This is a genomic window from Streptomyces sp. DSM 42067 (genome assembly GCF_055792885.1).
Genome location: NZ_CM147706.1, coordinates 3,302,380 through 3,327,650 on the forward strand (window position 1 = coordinate 3,302,380; position 25,271 = coordinate 3,327,650).

At 71.7% G+C, this 25,271-nt stretch carries 18 protein-coding genes; 5 read left to right on the forward strand and 13 right to left on the reverse strand.

From position 1 onward, the window contains the following. Positions 1-49: 49 nt before the first annotated feature. Positions 50-1,357 (reverse strand): glucarate dehydratase family protein, encoded by a 1,308-nt coding sequence (locus tag ACSMXV_RS15410; RefSeq protein ID WP_473178953.1) that lies wholly within the window; start codon positions 1,355-1,357, stop codon positions 50-52. 552 nt (positions 1,358-1,909) lie between these two features. Between ACSMXV_RS15410 and ACSMXV_RS15415 the strand changes: the two genes are divergently transcribed. Beyond that, the gene (locus tag ACSMXV_RS15415; protein ID WP_473178182.1) at positions 1,910-2,671 is read left to right on the forward strand and encodes an IclR family transcriptional regulator; all 762 of its coding nucleotides are present in this window, start codon (positions 1,910-1,912) and stop codon (positions 2,669-2,671) included. Positions 2,672-2,919: 248 nt separating this feature from the next. Beyond that, positions 2,920-4,284, forward strand: coding sequence for an MFS transporter (locus ACSMXV_RS15420; protein ID WP_473178183.1), 1,365 nt, complete (start codon positions 2,920-2,922; stop codon positions 4,282-4,284). 150 nt (positions 4,285-4,434) lie between these two features. On the opposite strand, the gene ACSMXV_RS15425 is transcribed toward ACSMXV_RS15420, so the two are convergent. The 9 genes from ACSMXV_RS15425 to hrcA form a co-directional block, all read right to left on the reverse strand. Then, on the reverse strand, positions 4,435-5,433 hold the full coding sequence (locus ACSMXV_RS15425; protein WP_473178184.1) for an adenosine deaminase: 999 nt from the start codon (positions 5,431-5,433) through the stop codon (positions 4,435-4,437). Positions 5,434-5,588: 155 nt separating this feature from the next. Further along, positions 5,589-6,539 (reverse strand): ribonuclease Z, encoded by a 951-nt coding sequence (locus tag ACSMXV_RS15430; protein WP_473178185.1) that lies wholly within the window; start codon positions 6,537-6,539, stop codon positions 5,589-5,591. 6 nt (positions 6,540-6,545) lie between these two features. Beyond that, positions 6,546-6,905 (reverse strand): histidine triad nucleotide-binding protein, encoded by a 360-nt coding sequence (locus ACSMXV_RS15435; RefSeq protein ID WP_181660118.1) that lies wholly within the window; start codon positions 6,903-6,905, stop codon positions 6,546-6,548. Between the two features lie 184 nt (positions 6,906-7,089). Further along, complete coding sequence (locus tag ACSMXV_RS15440) at positions 7,090-10,305, reverse strand: S41 family peptidase (RefSeq protein ID WP_473178186.1); 3,216 nt, start codon at positions 10,303-10,305, stop codon at positions 7,090-7,092. Positions 10,306-10,442: 137 nt separating this feature from the next. Next, a complete protein-coding gene (locus tag ACSMXV_RS15445; RefSeq protein WP_473178187.1) occupies positions 10,443-10,835 on the reverse strand; it encodes a VOC family protein in 393 nt (130 codons plus the stop codon). 36 nt (positions 10,836-10,871) lie between these two features. Further along, the gene (locus ACSMXV_RS15450) at positions 10,872-11,618 is read right to left on the reverse strand and encodes a 16S rRNA (uracil(1498)-N(3))-methyltransferase (RefSeq protein WP_473178188.1); all 747 of its coding nucleotides are present in this window, start codon (positions 11,616-11,618) and stop codon (positions 10,872-10,874) included. Beyond that, positions 11,615-12,688: a nitronate monooxygenase gene (locus ACSMXV_RS15455; RefSeq protein WP_473178189.1), complete on the reverse strand. Its 1,074-nt coding sequence runs from the start codon at positions 12,686-12,688 to the stop codon at positions 11,615-11,617. The genes ACSMXV_RS15450 and ACSMXV_RS15455 overlap by 4 nt, the downstream gene beginning before the upstream one ends. Positions 12,689-12,884: 196 nt before the next feature. Next, positions 12,885-14,021 carry a molecular chaperone DnaJ gene (gene dnaJ / locus ACSMXV_RS15460; RefSeq protein ID WP_473178190.1) on the reverse strand — a complete coding sequence of 379 codons (1,137 nt, stop codon included), beginning with the start codon at positions 14,019-14,021 and terminating at the stop codon, positions 12,885-12,887. Beyond that, complete coding sequence (gene hrcA, locus ACSMXV_RS15465) at positions 14,022-15,038, reverse strand: heat-inducible transcriptional repressor HrcA (RefSeq protein WP_473178191.1); 1,017 nt, start codon at positions 15,036-15,038, stop codon at positions 14,022-14,024. A 300-nt stretch (positions 15,039-15,338) separates the two neighbouring features. Here hrcA and ACSMXV_RS15470 point away from each other — a divergent pair, with 300 nt between their 5' ends. Continuing rightward, entirely contained in the window at positions 15,339-16,079 is a 741-nt protein-coding gene (locus ACSMXV_RS15470) for an MBL fold metallo-hydrolase (protein WP_473178954.1), read from the forward strand. 34 nt (positions 16,080-16,113) lie between these two features. After that, entirely contained in the window at positions 16,114-16,926 is an 813-nt protein-coding gene (locus ACSMXV_RS15475; RefSeq protein ID WP_473178192.1) for a DUF3097 domain-containing protein, read from the forward strand. On the opposite strand, the gene ACSMXV_RS15480 is transcribed toward ACSMXV_RS15475, so the two are convergent. The 3 genes from ACSMXV_RS15480 to ACSMXV_RS15490 all read right to left on the reverse strand — a co-directional run bounded on the left by ACSMXV_RS15480 (position 16,904) and on the right by ACSMXV_RS15490 (position 21,494). Further along, complete coding sequence (locus ACSMXV_RS15480) at positions 16,904-17,482, reverse strand: Uma2 family endonuclease (RefSeq protein WP_473178193.1); 579 nt, start codon at positions 17,480-17,482, stop codon at positions 16,904-16,906. The genes ACSMXV_RS15475 and ACSMXV_RS15480 overlap by 23 nt on opposite strands. Before the next feature lie 100 nt (positions 17,483-17,582). Further along, the gene (gene hemW, locus ACSMXV_RS15485) at positions 17,583-18,815 is read right to left on the reverse strand and encodes a radical SAM family heme chaperone HemW (protein ID WP_473178194.1); all 1,233 of its coding nucleotides are present in this window, start codon (positions 18,813-18,815) and stop codon (positions 17,583-17,585) included. Positions 18,816-18,884: 69 nt separating this feature from the next. Further along, entirely contained in the window at positions 18,885-21,494 is a 2,610-nt protein-coding gene (locus tag ACSMXV_RS15490) for a SpoIIE family protein phosphatase (protein WP_473178955.1), read from the reverse strand. 188 nt (positions 21,495-21,682) lie between these two features. Here ACSMXV_RS15490 and ACSMXV_RS15495 point away from each other — a divergent pair, with 188 nt between their 5' ends. Beyond that, entirely contained in the window at positions 21,683-25,225 is a 3,543-nt protein-coding gene (locus tag ACSMXV_RS15495) for a HAMP domain-containing protein (RefSeq protein ID WP_473178956.1), read from the forward strand. Positions 25,226-25,271 lie beyond the last annotated feature (46 nt).

Here is a 25,271-nt window from a genome sequence, read left to right on the forward strand (position 1 = left end):
GAGACCGGCATCCGGCACCTGGCCCGGCACCCGGAGGTGCGCTGGTGCGCTACCAGCGCGGCATGGCCGGCTCCTTCCACTCCGGGTCGGCGACACGCATCGCCGCCGCGTCGTCGCGGTCGCGCATCGTGCCGTCGTCGTCGAGCCACCGCTGGTGCAGGAACGCCAGCTTCCCGCGGTCGAGTTCGACACCGAGGCCGGGGGTGTCGGTGACCTTCACCATGCCGCCCTCGAAGGCGATGCGCGCGGTGAGTACGTCCTCGGACTGCCAGGGGTAGTGGGAGTCGCAGGCGTGGTGGAGGCCCGGGACGGTCGACGCGACATGGGTCATCGCGGCGAGGCTGATCCCGAGATGGGTGTTGGAGTGCATGGAGACGCCGACGCCGAAGGTGCGGCAGATGGCGGCCAGTTCACGGGTGTTGCGCAGCCCGCCCCAGTAGTGGTGGTCGGAGAGCACCACCTGGACGGCGTCGCGCGTGAACGCCTCCTTGATCTCCGCGAAGGTGGTCACGCACATGTTGGTGGCGAGCGGGATGGAGGTCCGCGAGGAGACCTGGGCCATGGCGTCGGTGCCGAGGGCCGGGTCCTCCAGGTATTCGAGCACGTCGCCGAGTGCGGCGGCGACCTTCAGCGAGGTCTCCACGGACCAGGCGCCGTTGGGGTCGAGCCGCAGCGGGTGGCCGGGGAAGGCCTCGGCGAGCGCGCGGATCGCGGCGATCTCCTCGTCCGGCGGGAAGACACCGCCCTTGAGCTTGAAGGACGTGAAGCCGTAGCGCTCGGTGAACCTGCGGGCCTGCTCGACGACCCCGGCGGGGTCGACGGCCTCGCCCCAGTCGTCCTTCTCGCTCGTCACGCCCGCGGGGTGGTCGGCCCACTTGTAGAAGAGGTAGGCGCTGTACTCGACGGCGTCGCGCAGCTTGCCGCCGAGCAGCGCGTGCACGGGCAGGCCGAGGGCCTTGCCGAGCGCGTCGAGGCAGGCCACCTCGAAGCCGGACACGACGGACAGCCGCAGCTTGTCGGCGGTCTGGATGCCGCGCAGGCCACCGACGTCGACGGCGTCCTCGACGCGGGCGGCGTCCACGGCGACCTCGTCGGCGAGGGTGAACAGCCCGTTGAGGTCCGATACCTGGCGCCCGACGAGCCGGTCGGCGTAGGGCCGGGCCAGCTCCAGGTACTTGGCGTCGCCGTACGTCTCGCCGACGCCCGTGATCCCGTCGGCGGTCACGACCTCCACGATCAGGCGGGGCGTGTAGGGCTGGTGGACACCCTGGGTGTTCAGCAGCGGCGGGTCCGCGACGAGGACCGGCGTGAGCCGCACCTCACTGATGGTCAGATCACGGTTCGCGGAGGGGTTCACTGGACGGGCTGGAGGGGTCACAGGGCGGCTCCTACGAGGTCGAATGCGGTGGCGAGGTGTAGGTGCCTGCCATCTCCATACGTAGATGACAATCGCACATGAGAATGGAGGCTAGAGATGCGAACGGGGCCCGTCAACGGGGTCGAGCGGACGCGGAGTGCACAGCGCCTGCGACGACGGGCGCAGTCGCCTGACGGCCCCGACCACGCCTGCGCCCGTCCTCGCCCAGCCGCCCGCGACTACGATCGACGCATGTCGGAAGGAGTCCACCGGCCAGCCGGCTCAGTCGCCGGGCCGGAAGCGCGCACGGGGGCCGGGGCAGGCGCCGCACTGGAAGCGCGCACGGGGCTCGGGGCAGGCGCCGGACCGGAACCGCACCCGCAATCCGAGACAGACGCCGGACCGGAAGCGCGCCCAGGGTCCGGGGCAGGCGCCGGATCGGATGCGCGGACGGGAACCGGGCCGGGAGCCGGGCCGCGAGCCCGTTCCCGGGTCGGCTCGCGCGGTTCGGATGCCGCGTCGGCGTCCGAACCCGCCCGCGGCGTCCGCGAGGTGAAGTCCGCCGCTCGCACGGTGGAGTTGCTGGAGCTGCTGGCCGCGCGCGGCGACCGGCCGGCGCGGCTGCAGGAGCTCGCCGACGAGCTCCGCGTACCGCGCAGCTCGATGTACGCCCTGCTGCAGACGCTGATCGGCAGAGGCTGGGTCCGTACGGACATCACCGGCTCCCTCTACGGCATCGGCATCCACGCCCTGCTCACCGGCACGACCTACCTGGACTCCGACCCGCGCGTGCGCCTCGTGCGCCCCTATCTCGACGAGGCGTCGGACGCGTTGGGCGAGACCATCCACATGGGCCGGCTCGACGGGGCGGACGTGGCGTATCTGGCCACCCGCGAGTCGCATGAGTACCTGCGCACGATCAGCCGGGTGGGCCGACGGCTGCCCGCGCACATGGGCGCGCTCGGCAAGGCGCTGCTCGCCGAACGCCCGGACACCGACCTGCCCGACGGCCCCTACGAACGCGCCACCCCGAACACCCGTACCGACCGCGCCTCACTCGCCGCCGACCTGGCCGCGACCCGCGAACGCGGCTACTCCACCGACCGCGAGGAGGGTGTCCTCGGCATCGTCGGCTTCGGCTTCGCACTGCGCTACGACGCGCCCGCACCCGCGCAGGACGCGATCTCCTGCTCCGTACCGGTGGCACGGCTCACGGACGAGCACGAGCGGCAGATCATCGCCGTGATGCAGGAGATCCGCGCCAAGATCGAGGCGACGGCACCCTCGGCGAACGGCGCGCCGAACTGGCGCTGAGCCGGACCCTCGCTCAGCACCCACAAGTCCCCGATCACGACACCCGGCCACAAGACCAACTGCGACGCGGAGCGCCACTGCTACCCGGCCGCAGATTCCGCAAACCCACTGTGCTGCAGATCACGCCGCCCCGGCTTCTGCGCGGCTCTACGTGCTTGATACAAATTGGCGCGCGTTCCTGTCCGTCGACAGCCGCTCCACCCCTCTCCACCCCCCGTCTGTCGTTTTCGCATGCCCTGGGAACGCCCGTGTCGCCGCGCCACAACTCCTGGCCGTCCGCTGCCTCCTGGCCGCTCGTAGCCCTCTTCACGGCGGGCTACCTCGCCGCTTATCTCCTGCCCACCGTGGTGGGCCGGCTCGGCGCCGGCCTCGCACTCGGCCCCGCTCAGGCCGGGGCCGTCGGCAGCGCCCTGCTGCTGTGCTCGGCCTCCGCGGGATTCGTCCTCGCCTCCCGTGTGGAGCTCCTAGGCCCGCGACGCGTGTCCCGGGCCGGGCTGCTGCTGGCGGCCACCGGTTACGGCTGCGCCGCGCTGTCCTCGTCCGTGCCGCTCGTCGTGGCAGGCGCGGCGGCGGGCGGCTTCGGATCCGGTACGGCGACGACGGTGGCCGCGACGGGGATCGCGGGCCAACGCGACCCGCACCGGACCTCGACGCTCGGGCTGCTCGGCGTGTCGGCGCTGGCCGGTGCGCTGTATCTGACGATCCCTCACCTCGGTGGCGGGCACGGCCTGCCGTTCGCCGCACTCGCGCTCACGGCGCTGCTGGTGTGGCCCGCGACGGGCCGGCTGGCCGGGCCGAGCGCCGCGGCCGGACACGCGGCGGCACCGGGCACCCCTCTCCCCCACCGCCGTTCGGGCCTCGTCCTCGCGGGCGCCATGCTGTGCTGGTCGCTGGCCCAGAACGCGCTGTGGGGCGTGAGCAGCCGTATCGGCACCAGCCAGGCCGGGCTCGGCGAGGTCACCGTGGGCGCGGTCTTCGCGGCGGCACTGGGCGCCGCGCTCCTCGGCGTCATCGGTGCGGGGGCGCTGGGCGCGCGGCTGGGGCGTGCGCTGCCGATCGGGGTGGGCACCGTGCTCATCGCGTGCTGCATCGCGGTCAGCGCATCCGCCGACGACCTGGCGTCCTTCGCGACCGGCGAGATCGCCTGGAACACCGTCTACCCAGTGGTCCTGTCGTACCTCATCGGCCTCGCCGCATCGCTCGACCAGCGCGGCCGTTGGGCCGTCCTGGTGGGGTCGGCCTGCTCCCTGGGAACGGCGTGCGGCCCGCTGGCAGGCAGCCTGCTGTCGGCGTGGGCCGGCTACCCGGCGATGGGCGCCCTCCTGGGTGCCGGGCTACTGGTCCTGGCGGCACCGCTGACGGCGGTCGCCCTGCACACCGGCGGCCGCCCGCTCGTACCCGGTGCCATCCGCCGTCGGGGCGGCGCCCCCGCGGCGGTACTCGCCGCCAAGACCGGCACCCCGACGGGCCCGCTTCCCCAGATCGGCACTCCGGAGCAGCCGGTCGTGGAGATCACGGTACGGACCCGGCGACGGCCCCTGGCCCAACGGGCCTTCGGGTCCGCAGGCCCAGAGACACCCACGCGCGCGGAGGCCTCGACGGCAGCCCGCTGAACGGCCTGCGCCGGCGGCGGGGGCCTGGGCCTGCCCCCGGTGGCGCGGTTCGCCTCGCCATCGCCGGAGGCGGAGCAGTAGCCCGCCGCGGAGCGGCACAGCCCCCGCCGCGGAGCGGCGCAAAGGCTCCCAAACGGGCCCCAACCGGCGTCACCCGGCGCCGAACTCGTACGCCTCCACCTCCGCCAGATACCGCCCCCGCCGCTCCTCGTCATGCTCAAGGAACGCCGCATCGAAGGAGTTCCGCGCAAGCGTCCGCATCTGCTCCAGCTCAAGGCCGAGCGCATCGCGAACCGCGTGGAAGTTGTCGCCGACGTACCCGCCGAAGTACGCGGGATCGTCGGAGTTGACGGTGCACAGGAGCCCGGCGGCCAGCATCCGCGCCAGCGGGTGCTGCTCGAGGACATCCACGGCGCGCAGCCGTACGTTCGACAGCGGGCACAGCGTCAGCGGCACGCGCTCCCGCACCAGCCGCTCCACCAGCTCCGGGTCCTCCATGGCCCGCAGCCCGTGGTCCACGCGCTCGACGCCGAGTACGTCGAGGGCCTCCCAGATGTACGCGGGCGGTCCCTCCTCCCCCGCGTGCGCGACCCGCCGCAGCCCGAGCGCGGCAGCCGCCTCGTACACCTCGCGGAACTTCACCGGCGGGTGCCCCACCTCGGCCGAGTCGAGCCCCACGCCCACGATCCGGTTCAGGTACGGCTTCGCGGCCTCGAGGGTCTCCATCGCGGACTCGGCGGACTGGTCGCGCAGGAAGCACATGATCAGCTGGGTGGAGACGCCGTGCCGTTCCTCGGACCGGTCCAGTGCCCGCGCCAGGCCCTCGATCACCGTGCCGATGCCGACACCGCGCGCGATGTGCGCCTGCGGATCGAAGAAGATCTCCGCGTGCCGCACGCCCTGCGCGGCGGCCCGCTCGAGATACGCGTCCGCGAGCTCCTCGAAGTCCTGCTCGGTACGGAGCACGGCCATCAGCTCGTAGTACAGGTCGAGGAACGACTGCAGGTCACTGAACTGGTACGCCTTGCGCAGCTCTTCGGTGTCCGCATACGGCAGCTCCACACCGTTGCGCGCGGCGAGCGCGAAGGCGAGCTCGGGTTCGAGGGTGCCTTCGATGTGGAGGTGGAGTTCGGCTTTGGGGAGGGGCACGGGCGCGCCTTACGTCGAGTCGTGGGGTGCGTGCCATATGGCGGCACGAGATCTTCATCGTACGAGGAGCGCCGCACAGCGGAGAAAACAGGCCAGACTCGGACGAGCCGCACGGCCGGGACGAGCGAGATGCAGGAGTACGCGCGCGTGCGCACTCACCCGGTGCCCGCGCCCGCACCGCGCTTCGGCAGCGGCACCCGCATCAGATCCGCCGCCACCGTCAGCTCCCCGTCGAACCCGGCGACGCGCGCCTCGCGCTCGAACTCCTCCCCGGGCCCGGCTCCCGAAGCGCCGCCGCGCTCGTTGTAGCGCTGGCTGAAGTGCGTCAGTACGAGATGCCGTACGCCCGCGTCGCGTGCCACCCGTCCCGCCTGAACAGCGGTCAAGTGACCGTGCTCCACAGCCAGCTGCTCGTCCTCGTGGAGGAACGTCGACTCGATGACGAGCATGTCGCAGCCCTCGGCCAGGGCGTGCACGTTCTCGCACAGCCGGGTGTCCATGACGAACGCGAACCGCTGGCCGCGTCGCACCTCGCTGACGTCCTCGAGGGTCACGCCGTTCAGGACGCCCTCGCGCTGGATGCGGCCCACGTCCGGCCCCTTGATGCCGTGCGCGGCGAGCCGCTCGGGCAGCATGCGGCGGCCGTCCGGTTCGACGAGCAGGTAGCCGTAGGACTCGACGGGGTGGGAGAGCTTCCGCGCCTCGAGCGTGTACGAGGGCGTGACGGCGACCACCCCGTCGGCGGCGACCGGCGCCTCGGTCAGGCCCACCGTCTCGCGGTACGCCGTCGCGTACCGCAGCCTGTCGAAGAACCGCTTCCCCGACCGCGGATAGTGCGCGGTGATCTCGTGCGGCACGCGGTCGAGGTTGATCCGCTGGATCACCCCGGCGAGGCCGAGCGAGTGGTCGCCGTGGAAGTGCGTGACGCACAACCGGTTCAGGTCGTGCGCGGCGACCCCTGCGCGCAGCATCTGCCGCTGGGTGCCCTCGCCCGGGTCGAAGAGGATGCCCTCGCCGTCCCAGCGCAGCAGATAGCCGTTGTGGTTGCGGTGCCGCGTAGGGACCTGGCTGGCGGTGCCGAGCACCACCAATTCACGTACGGACACCGGCTGTTACCCGGGGGGCCACTGGAGGCCGCGGCCGCCCAGCACATGCAGGTGCGCGTGGAAGACGGTCTGGCCCGCGCCGGTACCGGTGTTGAAGACGACCCGGTAGCCCCTGTCCTCGACCTTGTCCCCGGCGGCGACCTCGCGGGACTCACGCAGTATGTCGGCGATGATCGTCGGCTCGGCGGCGGCGAGCGTGGCGGCGTCCGGGTAGTGCACCTTGGGGATGATCAGCACGTGGGTCGGTGCCTGGGGATTGATGTCGCGGAAGGCGACGGTGGTCTCGGTCTCCCGTACGACGGTTGCCGGGACCTCGCCTGCGACGATCTTGCAGAACAGGCAGTCGGCCTGCGGTTCGCCCGCCATGTGCGGCCTCCTCACGACGCTGATCATTACGACGGCATCGTATCCATCACGTACACCGCCCGGGCCTCCCCCGCCGTGACCGGCGCCGCCGCCCCGCCGCTGAGGGAGGCACGACTGCCCACAGCGGCGGCGGCGCGCATGCCCACCGCAGGACGATGCCACCGCCCGGCGGAGTGGCGCCGACTCAGTCGAGCGCCGGAAGCCCCGGCGCCACCTTCGCCGGGTTTTCCGCCAGCGCGGCGAGCGCGATCCGTATCGCCTCGTCGAGCTGCGGATCCCGCCCCGCCGCATGGTCCTGCGGCGCCTGGACCACCTCGACGTCCGGATCGACCCCGTGGTTCTCGACGCCCCACCCGTACCCCTCCAGCCAGAAGGCGTACTTCGGCTGGGTGACGAGCGTGCCGTCGACGAGCCGGTAGCGGCTGTCGATGCCGATGACGCCGCCCCAGGTGCGTACGCCGACGACGGGCCCGATGCCCAGCGCCTTGATCGCGGCGTTGACGATGTCGCCGTCCGAGCCGGAGAACTCGTTGGCGACGGCGACGACGGGCCCTCGGGGCGCGTCCAGCGGATAGCTGGACGGCTGCATTCCGCGCGGCAGGTCCCAGCCGACGATCCGCCGGGCGAGCTTCTCGATGACTAGTTGCGAGGTGTGGCCGCCGCGGTTCTCGCGGACGTCCACCACCAGGCCCTCGCGGGCGACCTCGACACGCAGGTCACGGTGGATCTGGGCCCAGCCGGGCGCCTGCATGTCGGGAACGTGCAGATAGCCGAGCCGTCCGCCGGACTTCTCATGGACGTACGCCCGCCGGTCGGCGACCCATGCGTGGTACCGCAGCGGCTCCTCGTCGTCGATCGGCACAACCACCGGATGGCGCAGGTCTCCCCCGCCGGCCGGTGAGATCGTCAGTTCGACGGGCTTGCCCGCCGTACCGACGAGCAGCGGCCCCGGCCCGGTCACCGGGTCGACGGGCTGCCCGCCGACCGCGACGATCGCGTCCCCGGCGCGCACGGCGACGCCGGGCGCGGCGAGCGGCGAGTGCGCGTCCGGGTCGGAGGTCTCCGACGGCAGGATGCGGTCGATGCGCCAACTTCCGTCCTCATGCCGGGAGATGTCGGCGCCGAGCAGCCCCTGCCGCGTCCCGGAGCCGCCCCAGCCGCCGCGCGGTGTGACGTAGGCGTGGGAGGTGCCGAGCTCTCCCTGGACCTCCCACAGCAGGTCGACGAGGTCGTCGTGGGTGGCGACGCGCTGCAGGACGGGCCGGTAGCGGTCGAGGACGCCGTTCCAGTCGACGCCGCCGAGGTCGGGCCGCCAGAAGTTGTCCCGCATGAGCCGGCCGGTCTCGTCGAACATCTGCCGCCATTCGGCGGCGGGGTCGATGGTCCGCCGGATGCGCGACAGGTCCACGGTGATGTTGGTGTCGCTGTCGTCGTCGTTCGAGGCGCGCCGGTCGCTCGGCACCACCTTGAGCCGTTCCCCGGTCCACAGCAGAACGCGCTTGCCGTCGCCGCTGACCGCGAAGTGGTCGGCATCCGACGCCAGTTCCTCGATGCGCTGCTGTACGAGGTCGTAGCGCTCCAGCTCCGTCTTCGGGTCCGGGTCGGAGGGCGTGGCCCGGGAGGCGCCGAGCACGCCCTGCACCGGGTGGCGCAGCCACAGCACGCCGTCCTTGGCGGCGCGCAGCGTCGTGTAACGGGCGGCCTCGACGGGGAACGGCACGATGCGGTCGGCGAGTCCGTCGAGGTCGATACGGGTGACGGCGGCGCCCTCGCTGTCGGGCGTCTCGTCCTTGTCGGGTGCGTCGAAGGGCCTGCCGTGCCGCTGGGGGCCGAAGGGCGACGGAGTCGTGGCGGCCAGGGTGATCAGGTGCGGCCGCGAGCCGCCCACGAACGCCAGGTCGAAGACGTGCTCGTCGTAGACCGGGTCGAAGGACCGTGCCGACAGGAACGCCAGGTGCTTGCCGTCCAGGGTGAACGCGGGCGAGTAGTCGCGGAACCGCAGCGGGGTCGCCTCGGTGACCGACAGGTCGGCGGTGTTGGCGAGTTTCAGCTGGCGCAGCGGTTCGGGGCCCGCGTGGGACCAGGCGAGCCATGCCGAGTCGGGCGAGAAGACCAGCCCGCTCGCGTCGCCGTGTTCGCTGCGGTCGACCTCCCGTACCTCCCCGCTCTCCCGCTCTACGAGCAGCACCCGCCCGTCGTGCGAGGCGACGGCGGCCCGGCTGCCGTCCGGTGCCATGGCGAGCGCCAGGACGCGTCCGAGCTGCCCGGCGGCGAGCCGCCGCGGTGTCGCGCCAGGTGCCAGGCCGGTGGCCGGGGCGAACTCCAGCGCGTCGTCGCCTTCGGCGTCGGTCACCCACACCACGTGCTCCTCGCCGTCCACCCTGAAGGTGCGCGGCAGCCGGGCCCGTACGCCGTGTGTGGCGGCGAGCGCGCGGGCGGGGCCCTCGCGGTGGGTGATCCAGTGGACGGCGCCACGGACGGAGACGGCACTGCCGCGCGCGGTGTGGTCGGGCGCGGCGGCGCCGAACCAGCGGGCGGCGCTGACAGGGTGCGACTGGAGGTCGGCACGCTGCCCGCCGAGGCGCAGATCGAGGAGGCGGGGTTCGGCGCCGTCGAGGTCGTCGAGGAGCCACAGTTCGCCGGCGGAGGCGTAGACGACGCGGGTGCCGTCGGTCGACGCGTGCCGTGCGTAGAAGCCCGTCTCGGTGTCCACCGGGGTGTGCCGCCGCAGGTCGGAGCCGTCGGCGAGGGAGGAGTAGACGGCTCCCACACCTTCGTGGTCGGAGAGGAACGCGACCCTGTCGCCGACCCACATGGGGTACTCGATGTTCCCGTCGAGCCCCTCATGCAGCCGGACGAACTCCCCTGCGCCCTCGCGGTCGATCCACAGCTTGCCCGCAGTGCCGCCCCGGTAGCGCTTCCACCAGGCGGCCTCGCGGCCCATCGTCGCGGCCAGCAGGACGACTTGGGAGTCCGGGCCGTACGCGACGGCGCCCACGGGCCCGTACGGGAGGGTGGCCGCAGGACCGCCGTCGAGCGGCACGGCCCGCGCCCAGCTGCGGCGCAGCGAGGCCTGGCCGTGCGTGGTGAGCGCGAGCACGTGCCCGTCCGGGGTCCAGCCGCGGACGGTCGTGCGCTGGCTGCCCCAGTACGTCAGCCTCCGGGACGGTCCGCCGTCGACGGGTGCGACATGCACCTCGGGTGCCCCGTCGCGGGTGGAGGTCCAGGCGACAGTGGTGCCGTCCGGGGAGATCCGGGGGTGGTTCACGGGGACGTTGTCGGCGCTGACCCGCCAGGCGCGGCCGCCGTCGAGGGGCGCGACCCAGACGTCGTCCTCAGCGGTGAAGGCGATCAACTCGCCGTGAAGATGCGGGAACCGAAGGTACGCAGGCTGTGTCACCCGATCACAGTAAGCAGCAACCGCCGCCGCGGACAGCTTTTTCGATCAGTTCGGGGACCAGTTCGGGCCGCGGACCTGCGCGGTCACCTGCCCTGTCGCGCGGGCCACCCCCGCAGCGCCGCGCCGCCCCGGGTCCGTCAGCCGCACATCAGCAGCCACTCCTGGAGCTCCACGAGATTGCCCTCGGGGTCCTTGAGGTGGGCGACGCGCATACGGTCCGTCATGGCGGTGGGTCCGTGTTCCAGGATCGCTCCGCGGCCGACGAGTTCGGCGCAGTACGCGTCGAGATTGTCGACGCGCAGGACCACCAGGGAACGGTGCCCGTTCACGGAGTCGGCCAGTTCCCCGAGGACCTCGGCCATCATGGCGCGGTCCTGCAGCGCGATGCCCGCCGAGCCGACGGCCGGGCTGAACTTCTCGTACGGGCCGTTCTCCGCTCCCGACTGGGGCTTCAGCCCGAGCACATCGGCGTAGAAGCGGTAGCAGGCCGGGAAGTCCGAGACGAGCAGCCTCACCTGTGCGAGTTCCAACGCGGCCTCCTTCGTGGGGCGGGACGCCCGAACGCTTCAGGACCAGCGGCCGGTGCGGCCGAGCAGCAGCGCGACCGCCGCCGTCCCCGCGGTCGACGTACGCAGCACGGTACGCCCCAGCCTGTACGTCCGGGCGCCTGCCGCCGCGAAGACCTGCAGCTCTTCGGGTGACACTCCCCCTTCGGGCCCCACGACGAGCACGATCTCGCCCGTGGTGGGGAGTTCGGCGGTGGCCAGCGGCACGCTGTCGTAGTCCCGTTCCTCGTGCAGGACGGCCGCGAGGTCTGCTTCGGCCAGAAGTGCCGCCACCTGTTTGGTCGTCATCGCGTCCGCCACCTCGGGGAAGCGCACGCGGCGCGACTGCTTGCCCGCCTCGCGCGCCGTCGCCCGCCACTTGCCGAGCGCCTTGAGTCCCCGGTCGCCCTTCCACTGGGTGATGCAGCGGGACGCGGACCACGGCACGATCGCGTCGACTCCGGTCTCGGTCATCGTCTCGACGGCGAGTTCGCCCCGGTCGCCCTTGGGGAGGGCCTGCACGACGGTGATACGGGGCGTGGGCGGCGGCTCCTCCCGGACGGCCGTCAGGTCCGTCACGACGAGCCGGTCCTTGCCCTCGGCCGCCTTCACGACGCCTTCCGTCCAGCGCCCGCGCCCGTCGCTGAGGACGACGTCCTCTCCCGGCCGCAGCCGCTTCACGGAGACGGCGTGGCGCCCCTCGGGCCCGTCCAGGACGTACTCGGGGCCGGCCGGGACCTCGTCCACCACGAACACCGGCGCGGTCATGAGCCGGCCTCCGCCGACAACGCCGCCTTCGCCGCGGCCAGTTCGGCGGCCAGCACCTCGACGAGCTGCCCGGCCGGAAGATCCCGCGCCAGCCGGTGCCCCTGCCCGGCCCACAGCGCCATGCCCTGCGGGTCACCGGCCGCCGCGGCCGCCTTGCGCAGGCCGGAGGTGAGGTGGTGGATCTGGGGGTACGCGGCCGGGGCGTACGGGCCGTGCTCCCGCATGAAGCGGTTGACGAGACCGCGGGCCGGGCGCCCGGAGAAGGCGCGCGTCAGTTCTGTGCGGGTGAAGAGAGGGTTGGTCATCGCGTCCTTGTGCAGGGCGTTGGCGCCCGACTCGGGCGTGACGAGGAACGCCGTGCCCAGCTGCGCCGCCTGGGCGCCCGCCGCGAGCGCCCCGGCGATCTGTACGCCGCGCATCATCCCGCCGGCCGCCACGATCGGCAGCTCCACACTCTCGCGCACCTGTGTGACCAACGACAGCAGCCCGATGCCCGCGGCGTCGTTCTCCGGGTTGTCGCGGTGCGTGCCCTGGTGGCCGCCCGCCTCGACCCCCTGTACGACCACCGCGTCCGCGCCGGCCCGCTGAACGGCCTGGGCCTCCGCGACCGTGGTGGCGGTGACCATGGTGAGCGTGCCCGCGCGCGAGAACGACTCGAGCACCTCGGGCGTCGGACAGCCGAAGTGGAATGAGACGAGCGGCACCGGGTCGTCGAGGAGGATCGCCAGTTTGGCGTCGTAGCCGTCGTCGCGGCCGCTGTCGGGATCACCGAGCTCGGTGCGGTACCAGGCGGCCTCACCGGCGAGCTGGCAACGGTAGACATCGACGGCCGCCGAGTCCGCATAGTCCGGTTGCGGCATGAAGAGATTGACGCCGAACGGCCGGCCCGTCAGCGAGCGCAGTTGTTTGATCTCCTGGTACATCCCGTCGGCGGTTTTGTACCCGGCCGCGAGAAACCCGAGCCCACCGGCCTCCGAGACGGCAGCGGCGAGCTGCGGCCGCGACACGCCGCCCGCCATGGGGGCCTGCACGATCGGAACGGGAAAGAGACCGCTCAGTACGCTGACCATGCCCGCATGGTGCCACGTCGCCCGAACAAGACCGAATCCGGCCTTCCGCATGCGGATGCCGCTGGTACTGCTGTGGGCAGTCGTTCCGCTGGGGCGGAACGGGTGGGCACAGCCCACGACGTACGGCAACGTCGAACGCTATGCCCACCCCGTGCAACGGGGTCACCCCAAAAGCGCGGGGGCACCCCAAACACCGTCACCGCCCGTTGAACGCGTCCTTGAGCCGAGAGAACAACCCCTGCTGCCCCGGCTGGAACTGCCCCAGGGGCCGCTCCTCCCCCCGAAGCTGCGCCAGCTCCCGGAGCAACCGCTCCTGCTCGGGATCAAGCTTCGTCGGCGTCTGCACCTCGACGTGCACGACGAGATCGCCGCGCCCCCCGCCCCGCAGATGCGTGATGCCGCGCCCGTGCAGCGGAATCGACTGCCCGGACTGCGTACCGGGCCGGATGTCGACCTCCTCGAGCCCGTCCAGCGTCTCCAGCGGCACCTTTGTGCCGAGCGCGGCGGCCGTCATCGGGATGGTGACCGTGCAGTGCAGATCGTCGCCGCGCCGCTGGAAGACCGCGTGCGGCAGCTCGTGGATCTCGACGTACAGATCACCGGCCGGTCCGCCGCCGGGCCCGACCTCGCCCTCACCGGCGAGCTGGATCCGCGTGCCGTTGTCGACACCGGCGGGGATCTTCACGGTCAGGGTCCGCCGCGAGCGCACACGCCCGTCGCCCGCGCACTCAGGGCAGGGGGTGGGCACGACCGTGCCGAAGCCCTGGCACTGCGGGCACGGCCGCGAGGTCATGACCTGGCCGAGGAAGGACCGCGTGACCTGCGACACCTCACCGCGGCCGCGGCACATGTCACACGTCTGCGCCGAGGTGCCAGGGGCGGCACCCTCGCCGTTGCACGTGTTGCACACCACGGCCGTGTCGACCTGGATGTCCTTGGTGGTCCCGAACGCCGCCTCGTCCAGCTCGACCTCGAGCCGGATCATCGCGTCCTGCCCGCGCCGCGTACGCGACCGCGGGCCCCGCTGGGACGCCGTACCGAAGAAGGCGTCCATGATGTCCGAGAAGTTGCCGAAGCCACCGGCGCCGAAGCCGCCCGCGCCCGCGCCGCCGCTCGCCGAGAGCGGGTCGCCGCCGAGGTCGTAGACCTGCTTCTTCTGCGGGTCCGACAGCACCTCGTAGGCGGCGTTGATCTCCTTGAAGCGCTCCTGCGTCTTCGGATCAGGGTTGACGTCCGGGTGCAGCTCGCGAGCGAGCCGCCGGAAGGCCTTCTTGATCTCGTCCTGGGACGCGTCGCGGCGCACGCCGAGTACGGCGTAGTAGTCCGTGGCCACTTACGACTCCGCCAGGATCTGTCCGACGTAACGTGCCACTGCGCGTACTGCTCCCATCGTTCCCGGGTAGTCCATGCGGGTCGGGCCGACCACGCCGAGCTTGGCGACTGCCTCGCCGCCCGAACCGTAGCCCACCGACACCACAGACGTGGAGTTGAGCCCCTCATGGGCGATCTCGTGACCGATCCGTACGGTCATGCCCGGATCCTTGGCCTCGCCGAGCAGCTTGAGGAGCACGACCTGCTCCTCCAGCGCCTCGAGCACCGGCCGGATCGTGAGGGGGAAGTCATGTGCGAAGCGGGTGAGATTGGCGGTTCCGCCGATCATCAGCCGCTCCTCGGTCTCCTCGACCAGGGTCTCGAGCAATGTCGAGAGCACGGTCGAGACGGTGCCGCGGTCCTCGGTCTCGAAGGCCTCCGGCAGATCCTGCACGAGCTGCGGCACATCGGTGAAGCGACGGCCGACCACCCGGCTGTTGAGCCGCGCCCGCAGATCGGCGAGCGAGGTCTCACCGAAGGGGGCGGGGCAGTCGACCATGCGCTGCTCGACACGGCCGGTGTCCGTGATCAGTACGAGCATCAGCCGGGCCGGAGCCATGGACAGCAGCTCCACATGGCGCACCGTCGACCGTGTGAGCGACGGATACTGCACCACCGCGACCTGCCGGGTCAGCTGCGCGAGCAGCCGCACCGTGCGTGCCACGACGTCGTCGAGGTCGACGGCGCCGTCGAGGAAGTTCTGGATGGCCCGGCGCTCGGGCGGGGTCATCGGCTTGACGCCCGCGAGCTTGTCGACGAAGAGGCGGTACCCCTTGTCCGTGGGGATGCGCCCGGCACTGGTGTGCGGCTGGGCGATATAGCCCTCCTCCTCCAGCACCGCCATGTCGTTGCGCACGGTCGCCGGGGAGACGCCGAGGCTGTGCCGCTCCGTGAGCGCCTTGGAGCCGACCGGCTCCTCGGTGCCGACATAGTCCTGGACGATGGCGCGCAGCACTTCCAGCCTGCGTTCACTGAGCATCCGCGCACACCTCCAGCTTGTGTCGTCCCGCGTCGTCCCCGCGACCTCTCGCCTGGCACTCACTGTGCGCGAGTGCCAGCCTTCCCGGGCCAAGTGTACGGCCGGTAGGTATGGCCCCGGCAAGGGCGGTCACACGTCAGGGCCGCCGATATGTGCGGTCTGGGCTGCGGTGTCGTGCCGCGCCGGGCCGCGGGGACTAGCGTCGCCGGTAGGAAACGGACTGCGGATGTGACTGCCCGGTCATGGGGATCATGGCGGATGTGACATGGGGGACGTGATGAACATGACGTGGGGGACCTGATGGACGTGGCGTGGGGAACACAGGGCTGGGAGGGGTTGTCGCCCCGGGTGGGTCGGCGCCGGCTGCCGGTGTGGGACTGCACGGTCGGCCTGGTCGTGGGCGAGGGGGCGGCGCTCATGGTCGACGCCGGGTCGAGCCTGCGGGAGGGCGCCGAGTTGCGCCGGGAGGCGCAGCAGCTCCTGGGCGGCGACGACCGGCGCGTGACGCATCTCGCGCTGACGCATCCGCACTTCGACCATGTGCTGGGCGCGGCAGCGTTCGCGGGGGTGGAGGTGTACGGCGCGGTGGGGCTCGACTGGGTCTTCTCGGCGGGCCGGAAGGATCTGCTGGCCGACGCGGTACGGCACGGACTCGCCCCGGCGGACGCGGCGGAGGCCGCGGATCTTCTCGTCGCGCCGCGTCACCGGGTGAGCGGCGAGTGGACGCTCGACCTGGGCGGCGGCCACCAGGCGCTGCTGGCGAATGTGGGCCCGGGCCACACAGGACACGACATGGCGGTCCTCGTCCCCGCCACCGCCACGACCCCCGAGATCGTCTTCTGCGGAGACCTCGTCGAGGAGTCCGGCGAACCCCAGGCGGGTCCGGACGCGGTCCCGTCCCACTGGCCCGCCGCCGTGGACCGGCTGCTCAGCCTGGGCGGCGAGGACGCGGTCTACGTACCCGGCCATGGAGCCGCGGTGAATGCGGCCTTTGTCCGGGCGCAACGCGATCAGCTGGCGGCCCGGTTCGGCGTGTCGTAGTCACGGCCCGCGCCTTCTCCCTATCGTCATCCGAATGCGCCAGTACACTCCGGACCTGACCCCACCCTGGAAGAAGCCGAAGGCGGCACCGGAAGTCCCGGCGGAACCGGGACTCGTCGTCGAGGAGCCTGGGACCGGCTTCTGCGGCGCGGTGATCCGCTGCGAGGCGGGCACGGTCACGCTGGAGGACCGCTTCGGCAAGCACCGGGTGTTTCCGCTCGAGCCCCGCGGGTTCCTGCTGGAGGGCAAGGTGGTGACCCTCGTCCGCCCCTCCGGAGCGACGCCGGTGCGTCCCACCCGTACGGCCTCCGGTTCGGTCGCGGTGCCGGGCGCGCGGGCCCGGGTTGCGCGTGCCGGGCGGATCTACGTCGAGGGCCGCCACGACGCCGAACTGGTCGAGAAGGTGTGGGGCGACGACCTGCGCATCGAGGGCGTGGTCGTCGAGTATCTGGAGGGCGTCGACGACCTCCCATCGATCGTCGCGGACTTCGCTCCCGGCCCGGACGCCCGCCTCGGGGTCCTGGTGGACCACCTGGTCCCGGGCACGAAGGAGTCCCGCATCGCGGAGTCGGTCACCAGTGAGTACGCGCTGGTGGTGGGCCACCCCTACATCGACGTGTGGGAGGCGGTGAAGCCGTCTGCGGTGGGCATCCGGGCGTGGCCGACGGTGCCGCGGGGGCAGGACTGGAAGACGGGGGTGTGCCGGGCGCTGGGGTGGGCGGAGAACACGGGGGCGGCGTGGGGTCGGATTCTGGGGTGTGTGCGGTCGTACAGGGACCTGGAACCGGAACTCCTCGGGCGGGTGGAGGAGTTGATCGACTTCGTCACGGACGAGAGTGACGCTTGACCCCCGGGTAGGTGTCGAATTCGCTCGTGTCCAGTTCGATGCCGAGCATTTCCAGCGGAAGAGGGTCACCGAACTTCGTGACCCGCTGTGCTCGGTAGTCGGCCTCCTCACCCTTGCCGACGGGCTCGGTGAGCAGGACGCAGTGGGCCACGATCGGGTCGATGATCAGGTACGCGGGCACCGTGCCCGCGGCGTAGATCAAGCGCTTGATCCCGTAGTCACGGTCGACACTAGTTTTGGAAACGACCTCGACCACCAACGTGATCAACCGGGACGGCAGCAGGCGCCCCGAGTCCGGGCTGATGGCACGCTCCACCACTACCAGGTCCGGTACGGGCTCACTGGCCTCGTCGATGATGTCGATGTCCTGGGTCTGGAGCCGTTCCCAACGCTTACGCGGGATCTGGTCCTGCACATCAGCGACGATTCGGTTGTGAACCAGATCGGGGCTGACCATCATCACGATTTCCCCCCGGAGAAGCTCAACCTTGACACCCTCGGGGGGCTCGAACTCCTCAAAGAACTTCGTCATCCCGCGCTCGTCCACAGCGGTCATCTCCGTGCCCTCTACTTCCTGCCGCCGTGCGTACGGCGGCAGCTTGGGGACAGCGTAGGCAGCGCCACCTGAGTCCGCACCGGTTCACTCCGGGGAGTGATCAGTCCACCAGATCCCTGACCACCGCGTCCGCGAGCAGCCGCCCGCGCAGGGTGAGCACGGCGCGCCCGTTGTCGTAAGGACCCGTCTCCAGGAGCCCGTCCCTTACGGCCCGCTCGGCCGCCTCCCGCCCCGCCGGGGCAAGGATGTCCAACGGACACCCCTCACGAAGCCTCAGCTCCAACAGAACCCGCTCGACCCGCCGGTCCTCCTCGGAGAGGACCTCGCGTCCGGCCCCGGGCGACCGCCCCTCCACCAGAGACGCCGCATACGCCCCGGGGTGCTTGACGTTCCACCACCGCACCCCGCCCACATGGCTGTGCGCCCCGGGCCCGGCGCCCCACCAGTCGGCGCCGCGCCAGTACAGCTCGTTGTGGAGGCACCGCCCGGCCTCCGACGTGGCCCAGTTGGAGACCTCGTACCACTCGAAGCCGGCCCCGGAAAGTGCCTCCTCCGCGATCAGATAGCGGTCCGCGTGCACGTCGTCGTCGGTCATCGGGATCTCGCCGCGGCGGATCCGGCGGGCGAGCTGGGTGCCCTCCTCGACGATCAGCGCGTACGCCGAGACGTGGTCGGGTCCGGCGCCGATGGCCGCGTCGAGTGAGGCACGCCAGTCGTCGTCGGACTCCCCCGGTGTGCCGTAGATCAGGTCGAGGTTGACGTGGTCGAAGCCCGCCGCGCGGGCCTCGGCGACGCAGGCCTCGGGGCGTCCTGGGGTGTGCGTGCGGTCCAGGATCTTCAGCACGTGCTGCCGGGCGCTCTGCATGCCGAAGGAGATCCGGTTGAAGCCGCCCTCGCGCAGGGTCGCCAGGTAGGCCGGGTCGACGGACTCCGGGTTCGCCTCCGTGGTGATCTCCGCGTCGTCCGCGAGCCCGAACTCGTCCCGGATCGCCCCCAGCATGCGTACGAGATCGTCCGCGGCCAGCAGCGTCGGCGTACCGCCCCCGACGAAGACCGTCCGCACCTGCCGCGGGTCGTCGCCCAGCACCTTGCGGGCGAGGCGGATCTCGTCGGTCAGGGTCGCCGCGTAGTTGTCGCGGGACGCGAGCACGCCGCCGGTGCCGCGCAGCTCGGTCGCGGTGTACGTGTTGAAGTCGCAGTAGCCGCAGCGGGTCGCGCAGTACGGGACGTGCAGATAGAACCCGAGGGGGCGGTCGGCGGCGCCGGCAAGGGCATGCGCGGGCAGCGCGCCGTCCTCGGGCACGGGCTCGCCGTCGGGGAGTGCGGAAGGCATGCGTTCCATTGTCCCGTACCGGAGGAACACGCCGGACCGTACCGACAAGCGGATCATCGCCGAGGCTGCTCACTGTGCCTGGAGCACCAGCAGCGCAAGATCGTCCTCCGGAGGCCCGTCCGCGAACTCGTGGACCAGCCGCCGGATCCGCTCGGCCACGAGGGGGGCGCTCAGGCCGGCGCAGTCGGACAGCGCGACCGCGAGCCCGTCGCCGTCGTCGAACTGGCGCCGCCCGGAGCGCCGCTCCGTCACCCCGTCCGTGACGCACAGCAGCGTGTCGCCGGCACGCAGCTCGAAGGTCTCACTCTGGTACGTCACGTCCTCGACCACGCCCAGCAGCACCTGGGGCCCGGCTGCCGCCCGTACGTCACCGTCGGGCCGCAACAGCAGCGGCAGCGGGTGCCCGGCGGAGGCGAGGGTGCAGCGCACCCCTTCGCCAGTGGGGACCAGCTCGCCGTAGAGGACGGAGAGGAAGCGGGGCATGGAGCCCTCGGGCGGTACCTCCGGGCCGCCCACGGCGGCGATGGCGCGCGCGGCCGCGTCCGCCGCCTCCGTGGCGTCGTCGAGCAGCAGCTGGTTGAGGCGGTCGAGGACCTCGGAGACCTGGTAGCCCTCGCGGGCCAGCAGCCGCAGCCACGGCCGGACGAGACCGATGACGACGGCGGCCTCGGGCCCCTTGCCCTGGACGTCGCCGAGCGCGAAGCACCAGCGTCCGTCTCCGGCGGGGAACACGTCGTAGAAGTCGCCGCCCGGACCGCCCTTGTCCCGCGGCTCGTAGACGAGGGCGGACTCGACGCCCGGGATCTTCGCGACCGCCGTGGGCAGCAGTCCGCGCTGGAGGACGCGGCTGATGGTGGCCTGGCGGGCGTACTGCCGGGCCGCGCCGATGGCGAGCGCGACGCGGCGGCTGAAGTCCTCGACGAGCCCGGTGATCTCGTCGGGGAAACGGGCGGGACCGGCCCTGCCGATGACCAGGGTGCCGAGCGGCCGTCCGCCCGCGATCAGCCGGTACGCGAGGGCCGCGCCTGTCGCCTCGGGCGAGCCGTCCGACGCGCCGTCGGACGAGCCGGGCCACGGCACCGGGACGGCCCCGGAACGCAGCGTGTCGGGGAGGATCGGCGGCTCTTTCTCCAGGATGCGGCGGAGTTCCTCAATGCGGTTCTCGCTGACGTGCCAGACGCGGGCGAGCCGCGGCCAGGCGGACGGTCCCGCCCCGGCGCCGACGCCGCCGTGCCGGCCGCCTGTTCTGCCGTGCGTGCCCCAGCCCACCCTGCCGTCCTCGTCGTTCAGCCACACGGCACACCAGTCGGCGAGCCGCGGCACCAGGAGTTGTCCGGCGAGGGCCGCGACGAGGTCCTCGTCGAGCTGCCCGGCCAGCAGGTCGGACGCCTCGGCCAGAAAAGAGAGGGCGCCGCGGTTGACCCAGTCCTGATCCCGGGGGATGCGCCCGTGCGACGGGGACGGGACGTCGGCCGCGCTGAGCCCGCGCTGCAGGATGCTCTCACCTGCGTACGCCTCGATCTCCTGCGCGGCAGGCATGCCGGCGATCGGCAGCCGCGCCCAGACGGTCTTGGTGCCGGGGCGGTAGGTGACCCCCCAGGATGTGCAGAGCGCGGAGACGAGCTGCAGCCCGCGCCCGAACTCGGGGATGCCCTGCGCCACCGGGAGGTCGTCACCGCGCACCGCGCGTGCGGGGTGGTGGTCGGAGACCTCGATGAGCAGGGAACCGGTGGCCTCGGCGTCGGCGGGGTGGTCGGCGGGGCCGGTGGTGCGACGGTCCGGGGAGTGCTCACCAGACTCGGCGGTCCGCTCGTCCGGTGCGTACTCGGCGCCTTCCGCGGCCTGACAGTCCAGCGCGTAGGCATCGGGCTCCGCGACCAGGCTGTGGCTGTACGTGCCGTACGCGACGGCCTCCGCGAACCGGCTGTCCGGGGCGTACGCGGGGGCCTCCGGTGCCCGGCCGTCCCGCGTGTACGCGTCGGCCTCCGCTGCCTGGCCGTCCCGCGTGTACGCGTCCGGCTCAGCGGCCGCGACCCGGCCGCCCGTGACGTACGAGCCGGGCGGCTCGGGCTGCTCGGGCGGTTCCAGTCGGCACAGCAGCTCCACGTCGGTGCCCGCGTGCACGACGGCGTTGGTGACGAGCTCGCTCACGAGGACCAACGCGTCGTCGATGAGACGTTCGGCGACGGACGCCGCGAGAACGGAGTGCGGGGCCCACTCATCCGCGGCCACGGCCTCGGCGGCAACGACATCCGCAGCGACGGGATCGGCGGGCGCACAGCCCGCCGGCACGACGTCCGCGGCCACGGTGCCTGCGGAGACGCCATCTGCCGGTGTACAACCGGCCGGCATCGCGCCAGCGGACCCATATCCCGCCGGCACAGCATCCGTAGCCACGGCAGCACCCGTCCCGGCGGCATCGGCGGACCCGCAGCTCCCCGGCACGCCCGCCACCTGCACGCCCTCCGCCGCCCCGGCACCTGCCGCCACCGACACGCCCTCCGCCGCCCCGGCACCCGCCGCCCCCGCCCACTCCTCCAGCACCGCACGCACGAAGCGGCGTGCGGCGGCCGGTGCGAGCGGGTTGCCGGGCAGTGACGTACGCGCGACCGGCAGCGGTCCAGGCCGGTGCTCCGGTGACTCGGCGGCACGGAACGCGGTCTTCCGTTGCCTCGGGATGGGCCCCACGGTGCGGCTCCTGAGCAGTTCGGGGAATAGGCCTCAGGCGACTCGGACAGAGTGACAGACTGACCACGCCCATAAGCACCGAGTTACCGAAGTGGCCGGTCATGAGTGAGAACAGTGCTATGCGCATGCTCGAAAAAGGACAGATTCCGCCCTCGGATCTGCGTCCTCTGCTCGCCGCCATGACGGCTCTGCGCGACGGCGACTTCCGTGTGCGGGCCCCCGAGGGAGCCGACGGGATCACGGCTGAACTGACCGCCGTCTTCAACCAGATCGCCGACCGCGAGCAGCATCTCAGCGACGAGCTGAGGCGCGTGCGCCGTGAGGTCGTACGGCACGGCCGGCTCGACGAGCGGCTGTCGGCGAGCCCGGGCCAGGGCACCTGGTCGAAGAACGTGGCCGATGCGAACACGCTGATCGACGCCCTGGTGGCGCCCGCGGTGAACGCCACGCGCGTCCTGGACGCCGTCGCGGGCGGCGACCTGACGCAGCGGGTCGATCTGCACGACGGGAACCGCCAGTTGAGGGGTGATCTGCGCCGTCTGGGCCGCACCGTGAACAAGACCGTCGATCAGCTCTCGCTCTTCACGGGAGAGGTGACGCGGGTCGCGCGCGAGGTCGGCACCGAAGGGCGACTGGGTGGACGCGCAAAAGTGCAGGGTCTGTCCGGAAGTTGGCGTGATGTGACCGAAGCGGTCAACACCATGGCCTCCCGGCTGACCGCACAGGTGCGTGACATCGCGCTGGTGACCACGGCGGTGGCGCGCGGCGATCTGACGCGTACGGTCACGGTCGAGGCGACCGGTGAACTGCTGGAGCTGAAGCTCACCGTGAACACGATGGTGGACCAGCTGTCGGCGTTCGCCGACGAGGTGACCCGCGTCGCCCGAGAGGTGGGCACGGAGGGCCAGTTGGGCGGCCGCGCCCAGGTACGCGGCGTGTCCGGCGTATGGAAGGACCTCACCGACAACGTCAACTTCATGGCGTCCAACCTGACCTCGCAGGTCCGCAACATCGCCCAGGTCACCACCGCCGTCGCCAACGGCGATCTGTCGAAGAAGATCACCGTCGACGCGCGTGGCGAGATCCTCGAGCTCAAGGACACCGTCAACACGATGGTGCAGCAGCTGCGCGCGTTCGCCGACGAGGTGACCCGCGTGGCCCGCGAGGTCGGCACCGACGGCCGGCTCGGCGGGCGCGCCCGGGTGCTGGGCGTCTCCGGTGTGTGGCGGGACCTCACCGACAACGTCAACTACATGGCGGACAACCTCACCTCGCAGGTGCGGAACATCGCGCAGGTCGCGACGGCCGTGGCCCAGGGCGACCTGTCGAAGAAGATCGATGTGGACGCACGCGGCGAGATCCTCGAGCTGAAGACCACCATCAACACGATGGTGGACACGTTGTCGTCGTTCTCATCGGAGGTCACGCGCGTCGCCCGCGAGGTCGGCTCCGAGGGGCAGCTCGGCGGCCAGGCCAGGGTCGAGGGTGTCTACGGAACGTGGAAGCGCCTGACGACGAACGTGAACGAGCTCGCGCTCAACCTCACCACCCAGGTGCGCGCCATCGCCGAGGTCGCATCCGCGGTCGCCCAGGGCGACATGTCCCGCTCCATCACCGTGGAGACGCAGGGCGAGGTCGCCGAGCTCAAGGACAACATCAACCTGATGGTGGCCAACCTCCGCGAGACCACCCGCGCGAAGGACTGGCTGGAGTCCAATCTGGCCCGTCTCGCCGCGCTGATGCAGGGCCACCGCGACCTGATGGAGGTCGCCGACCTGATCCTGCGCGAGCTGACGCCGCTGGTGAACGCGCAGTACGGCGCGTTCTTCCTGGCCGACCCGGACGAGGACGGCGCCGCGCTGCACACACCCGTCCCCGCCAAGGGCCTCGCCTTCATCGCCGGTTACGGCTCGGCGCAAAGCTCCGTCGTGGACACCGGCGGCATGCCGGTCCACGGCCTCGTACGGCAGGCGGCCCGCGAGAAGAAGCGGATCCTCGTCGAGGAGGCCCCACCCGGCTACATCAAGATCAACTCGGGGCTCGGTGAGGCGGCGCCCGCCAGCGTCGTCATCATCCCGATCCTCTTCGAGGACAAGCTGCTCGGCGTGATCGAACTGGCGTCGTTCTCGCGCTTCTCCGACGTCCACCTGGCGTTCTTCGACCAGTTCGTGAACACCATCGGCGTCGCGATCAACACCATCATCGCCAACTCCCGCACCGAGTCACTGCTCGGCGAGTCCCAGCGGCTCGCGATGCAGCTGCAGGAGCGCTCGGACGAACTCCAGCGCCAGCAGGCCGAGCTGCAGCGCTCCAACGCCGAGCTGGAGGAGAAGGCGGCGCTGCTGGCCACCAGCTCCCAGTACAAGTCCGAGTTCCTGGCGAACATGTCGCACGAGCTGCGCACCCCGCTGAACTCGCTCCTGATCCTCGCCCGTCTGCTCTCCGACAACCCGGACGGCCATCTCTCCGACCAAGAGGTGCAGTTCGCAGCAACGATCCACCGCTCGGGCTCCGATCTGCTCCAGCTGATCAACGACATCCTGGACCTGTCGAAGATCGAGGCGGGCCGGATGGACGTACGGCCGAAGAAGCTGCCGCTGATCAAGCTGCTCGACTACGTCCACGCGACGTTCCGCCCGCTCACCCTCGACCGCGGCCTGGCCTTCGACGTCAAGGTCGACGAGGACGTGCCGCGCGAGATGTACTCCGACGAGCAGCGGCTCCAGCAGATCCTGCGCAACCTGCTGTCCAACGCGATCAAGTTCACCGCCAACGGCCGCGTCGTGCTGCGCGTGTCGCGCATCAAGGACCCCGAGCACCGGTATGTGCGCGACCACGACGAAGTGGTCGCCTTCGCCGTCAGCGACACCGGCATCGGCATCGCGCCGGAGAAACTCCCGGTGATCTTCGAGGCGTTCCAGCAGGCCGACGGCACCACCAATCGCAAGTACGGAGGCACCGGCCTCGGCCTGTCCATCAGCCGCGAGATCGCGGGTCTCCTCGGCGGCCGTATCGTCGCCGAGTCCACGCCCGGCGCCGGCTCGACCTTCACGCTGTACGTCCCGGTCGTCAGCCCCGGGCACACCGCGACCGGCCCGTCGCCGGACGCGCGCACACTCGCTCTGCCCGAACAGCAGGCCGGCGACTCCCAGGCCGTCCACGACCAGGACGACAACTGGCCCACGCCCACCAAGCTGGAGGAGTGGAAGGCGGGGCGCGCCGGCCGGTTGCTCACGGGACGCCGGGTGCTGATCGTGGACGACGACATCCGCAACGTCTTCGCCCTCACGCATGTGCTGGGACGCGTGGGCATGCCGGTGCTGTACGCGGAGAACGGCCGCGAGGGCATCGAGACCCTGGAGCGCAACCCGGACGTCGAGCTCGTCCTGATGGACATCATGATGCCGGAGATGGACGGCTACGAGACGATCTCCGCCATCCGCCGCACCCCCCGCTGGACGGGCCTTCCCATCGTCGCGCTCACCGCCAAGGCGATGCCCGGCGACCGCGAGAAATCCATCGCGCGGGGCGCCAACGACTACGTACCGAAGCCCGTGGACGTGGACCGGCTGCTGACGGTCGTGTGCGCCCTCCTCGATCCCGAGGGCGGCGAGCCCGACGGGGCAGAGGGCGACGGCACCGAGGGCGAGGGCGCCGAGGGGCACGGCGCCACGGGCCGCATCGCCGAGGTCCCCGACGCCGAGGCGCGCGGCCACGCGTGATGAATCCGTTGTTCCAGGACGGCCGGGCGCTCAGAGCGCTCTCTGA

Bases quoted from the DNA above. Each gene is read 5' to 3' on its own strand.
- ACSMXV_RS15435 (WP_181660118.1), bottom strand. From the start codon at position 6,905: ATGGCGGGCGAACCGCAGGCCGACTGCCTGTTCTGCAAGATCGTCGCA.
- ACSMXV_RS15450 (WP_473178188.1), bottom strand. From the start codon at position 11,618: ATGACCGCGCCGGTGTTCGTGGTGGACGAGGTCCCGGCCGGCCCCGAG.
- ACSMXV_RS15455 (WP_473178189.1), bottom strand. From the start codon at position 12,688: ATGGTCAGCGTACTGAGCGGTCTCTTTCCCGTTCCGATCGTGCAGGCC.
- hrcA (WP_473178191.1), bottom strand. From the start codon at position 15,038: ATGCTCAGTGAACGCAGGCTGGAAGTGCTGCGCGCCATCGTCCAGGAC.
- ACSMXV_RS15470 (WP_473178954.1), top strand. From the start codon at position 15,339: ATGGACGTGGCGTGGGGAACACAGGGCTGGGAGGGGTTGTCGCCCCGG.
- ACSMXV_RS15475 (WP_473178192.1), top strand. From the start codon at position 16,114: ATGCGCCAGTACACTCCGGACCTGACCCCACCCTGGAAGAAGCCGAAG.
- ACSMXV_RS15480 (WP_473178193.1), bottom strand. From the start codon at position 17,482: ATGACCGCTGTGGACGAGCGCGGGATGACGAAGTTCTTTGAGGAGTTC.
- hemW (WP_473178194.1), bottom strand. From the start codon at position 18,815: ATGCCTTCCGCACTCCCCGACGGCGAGCCCGTGCCCGAGGACGGCGCG.
- ACSMXV_RS15495 (WP_473178956.1), top strand. From the start codon at position 21,683: ATGACGGCTCTGCGCGACGGCGACTTCCGTGTGCGGGCCCCCGAGGGA.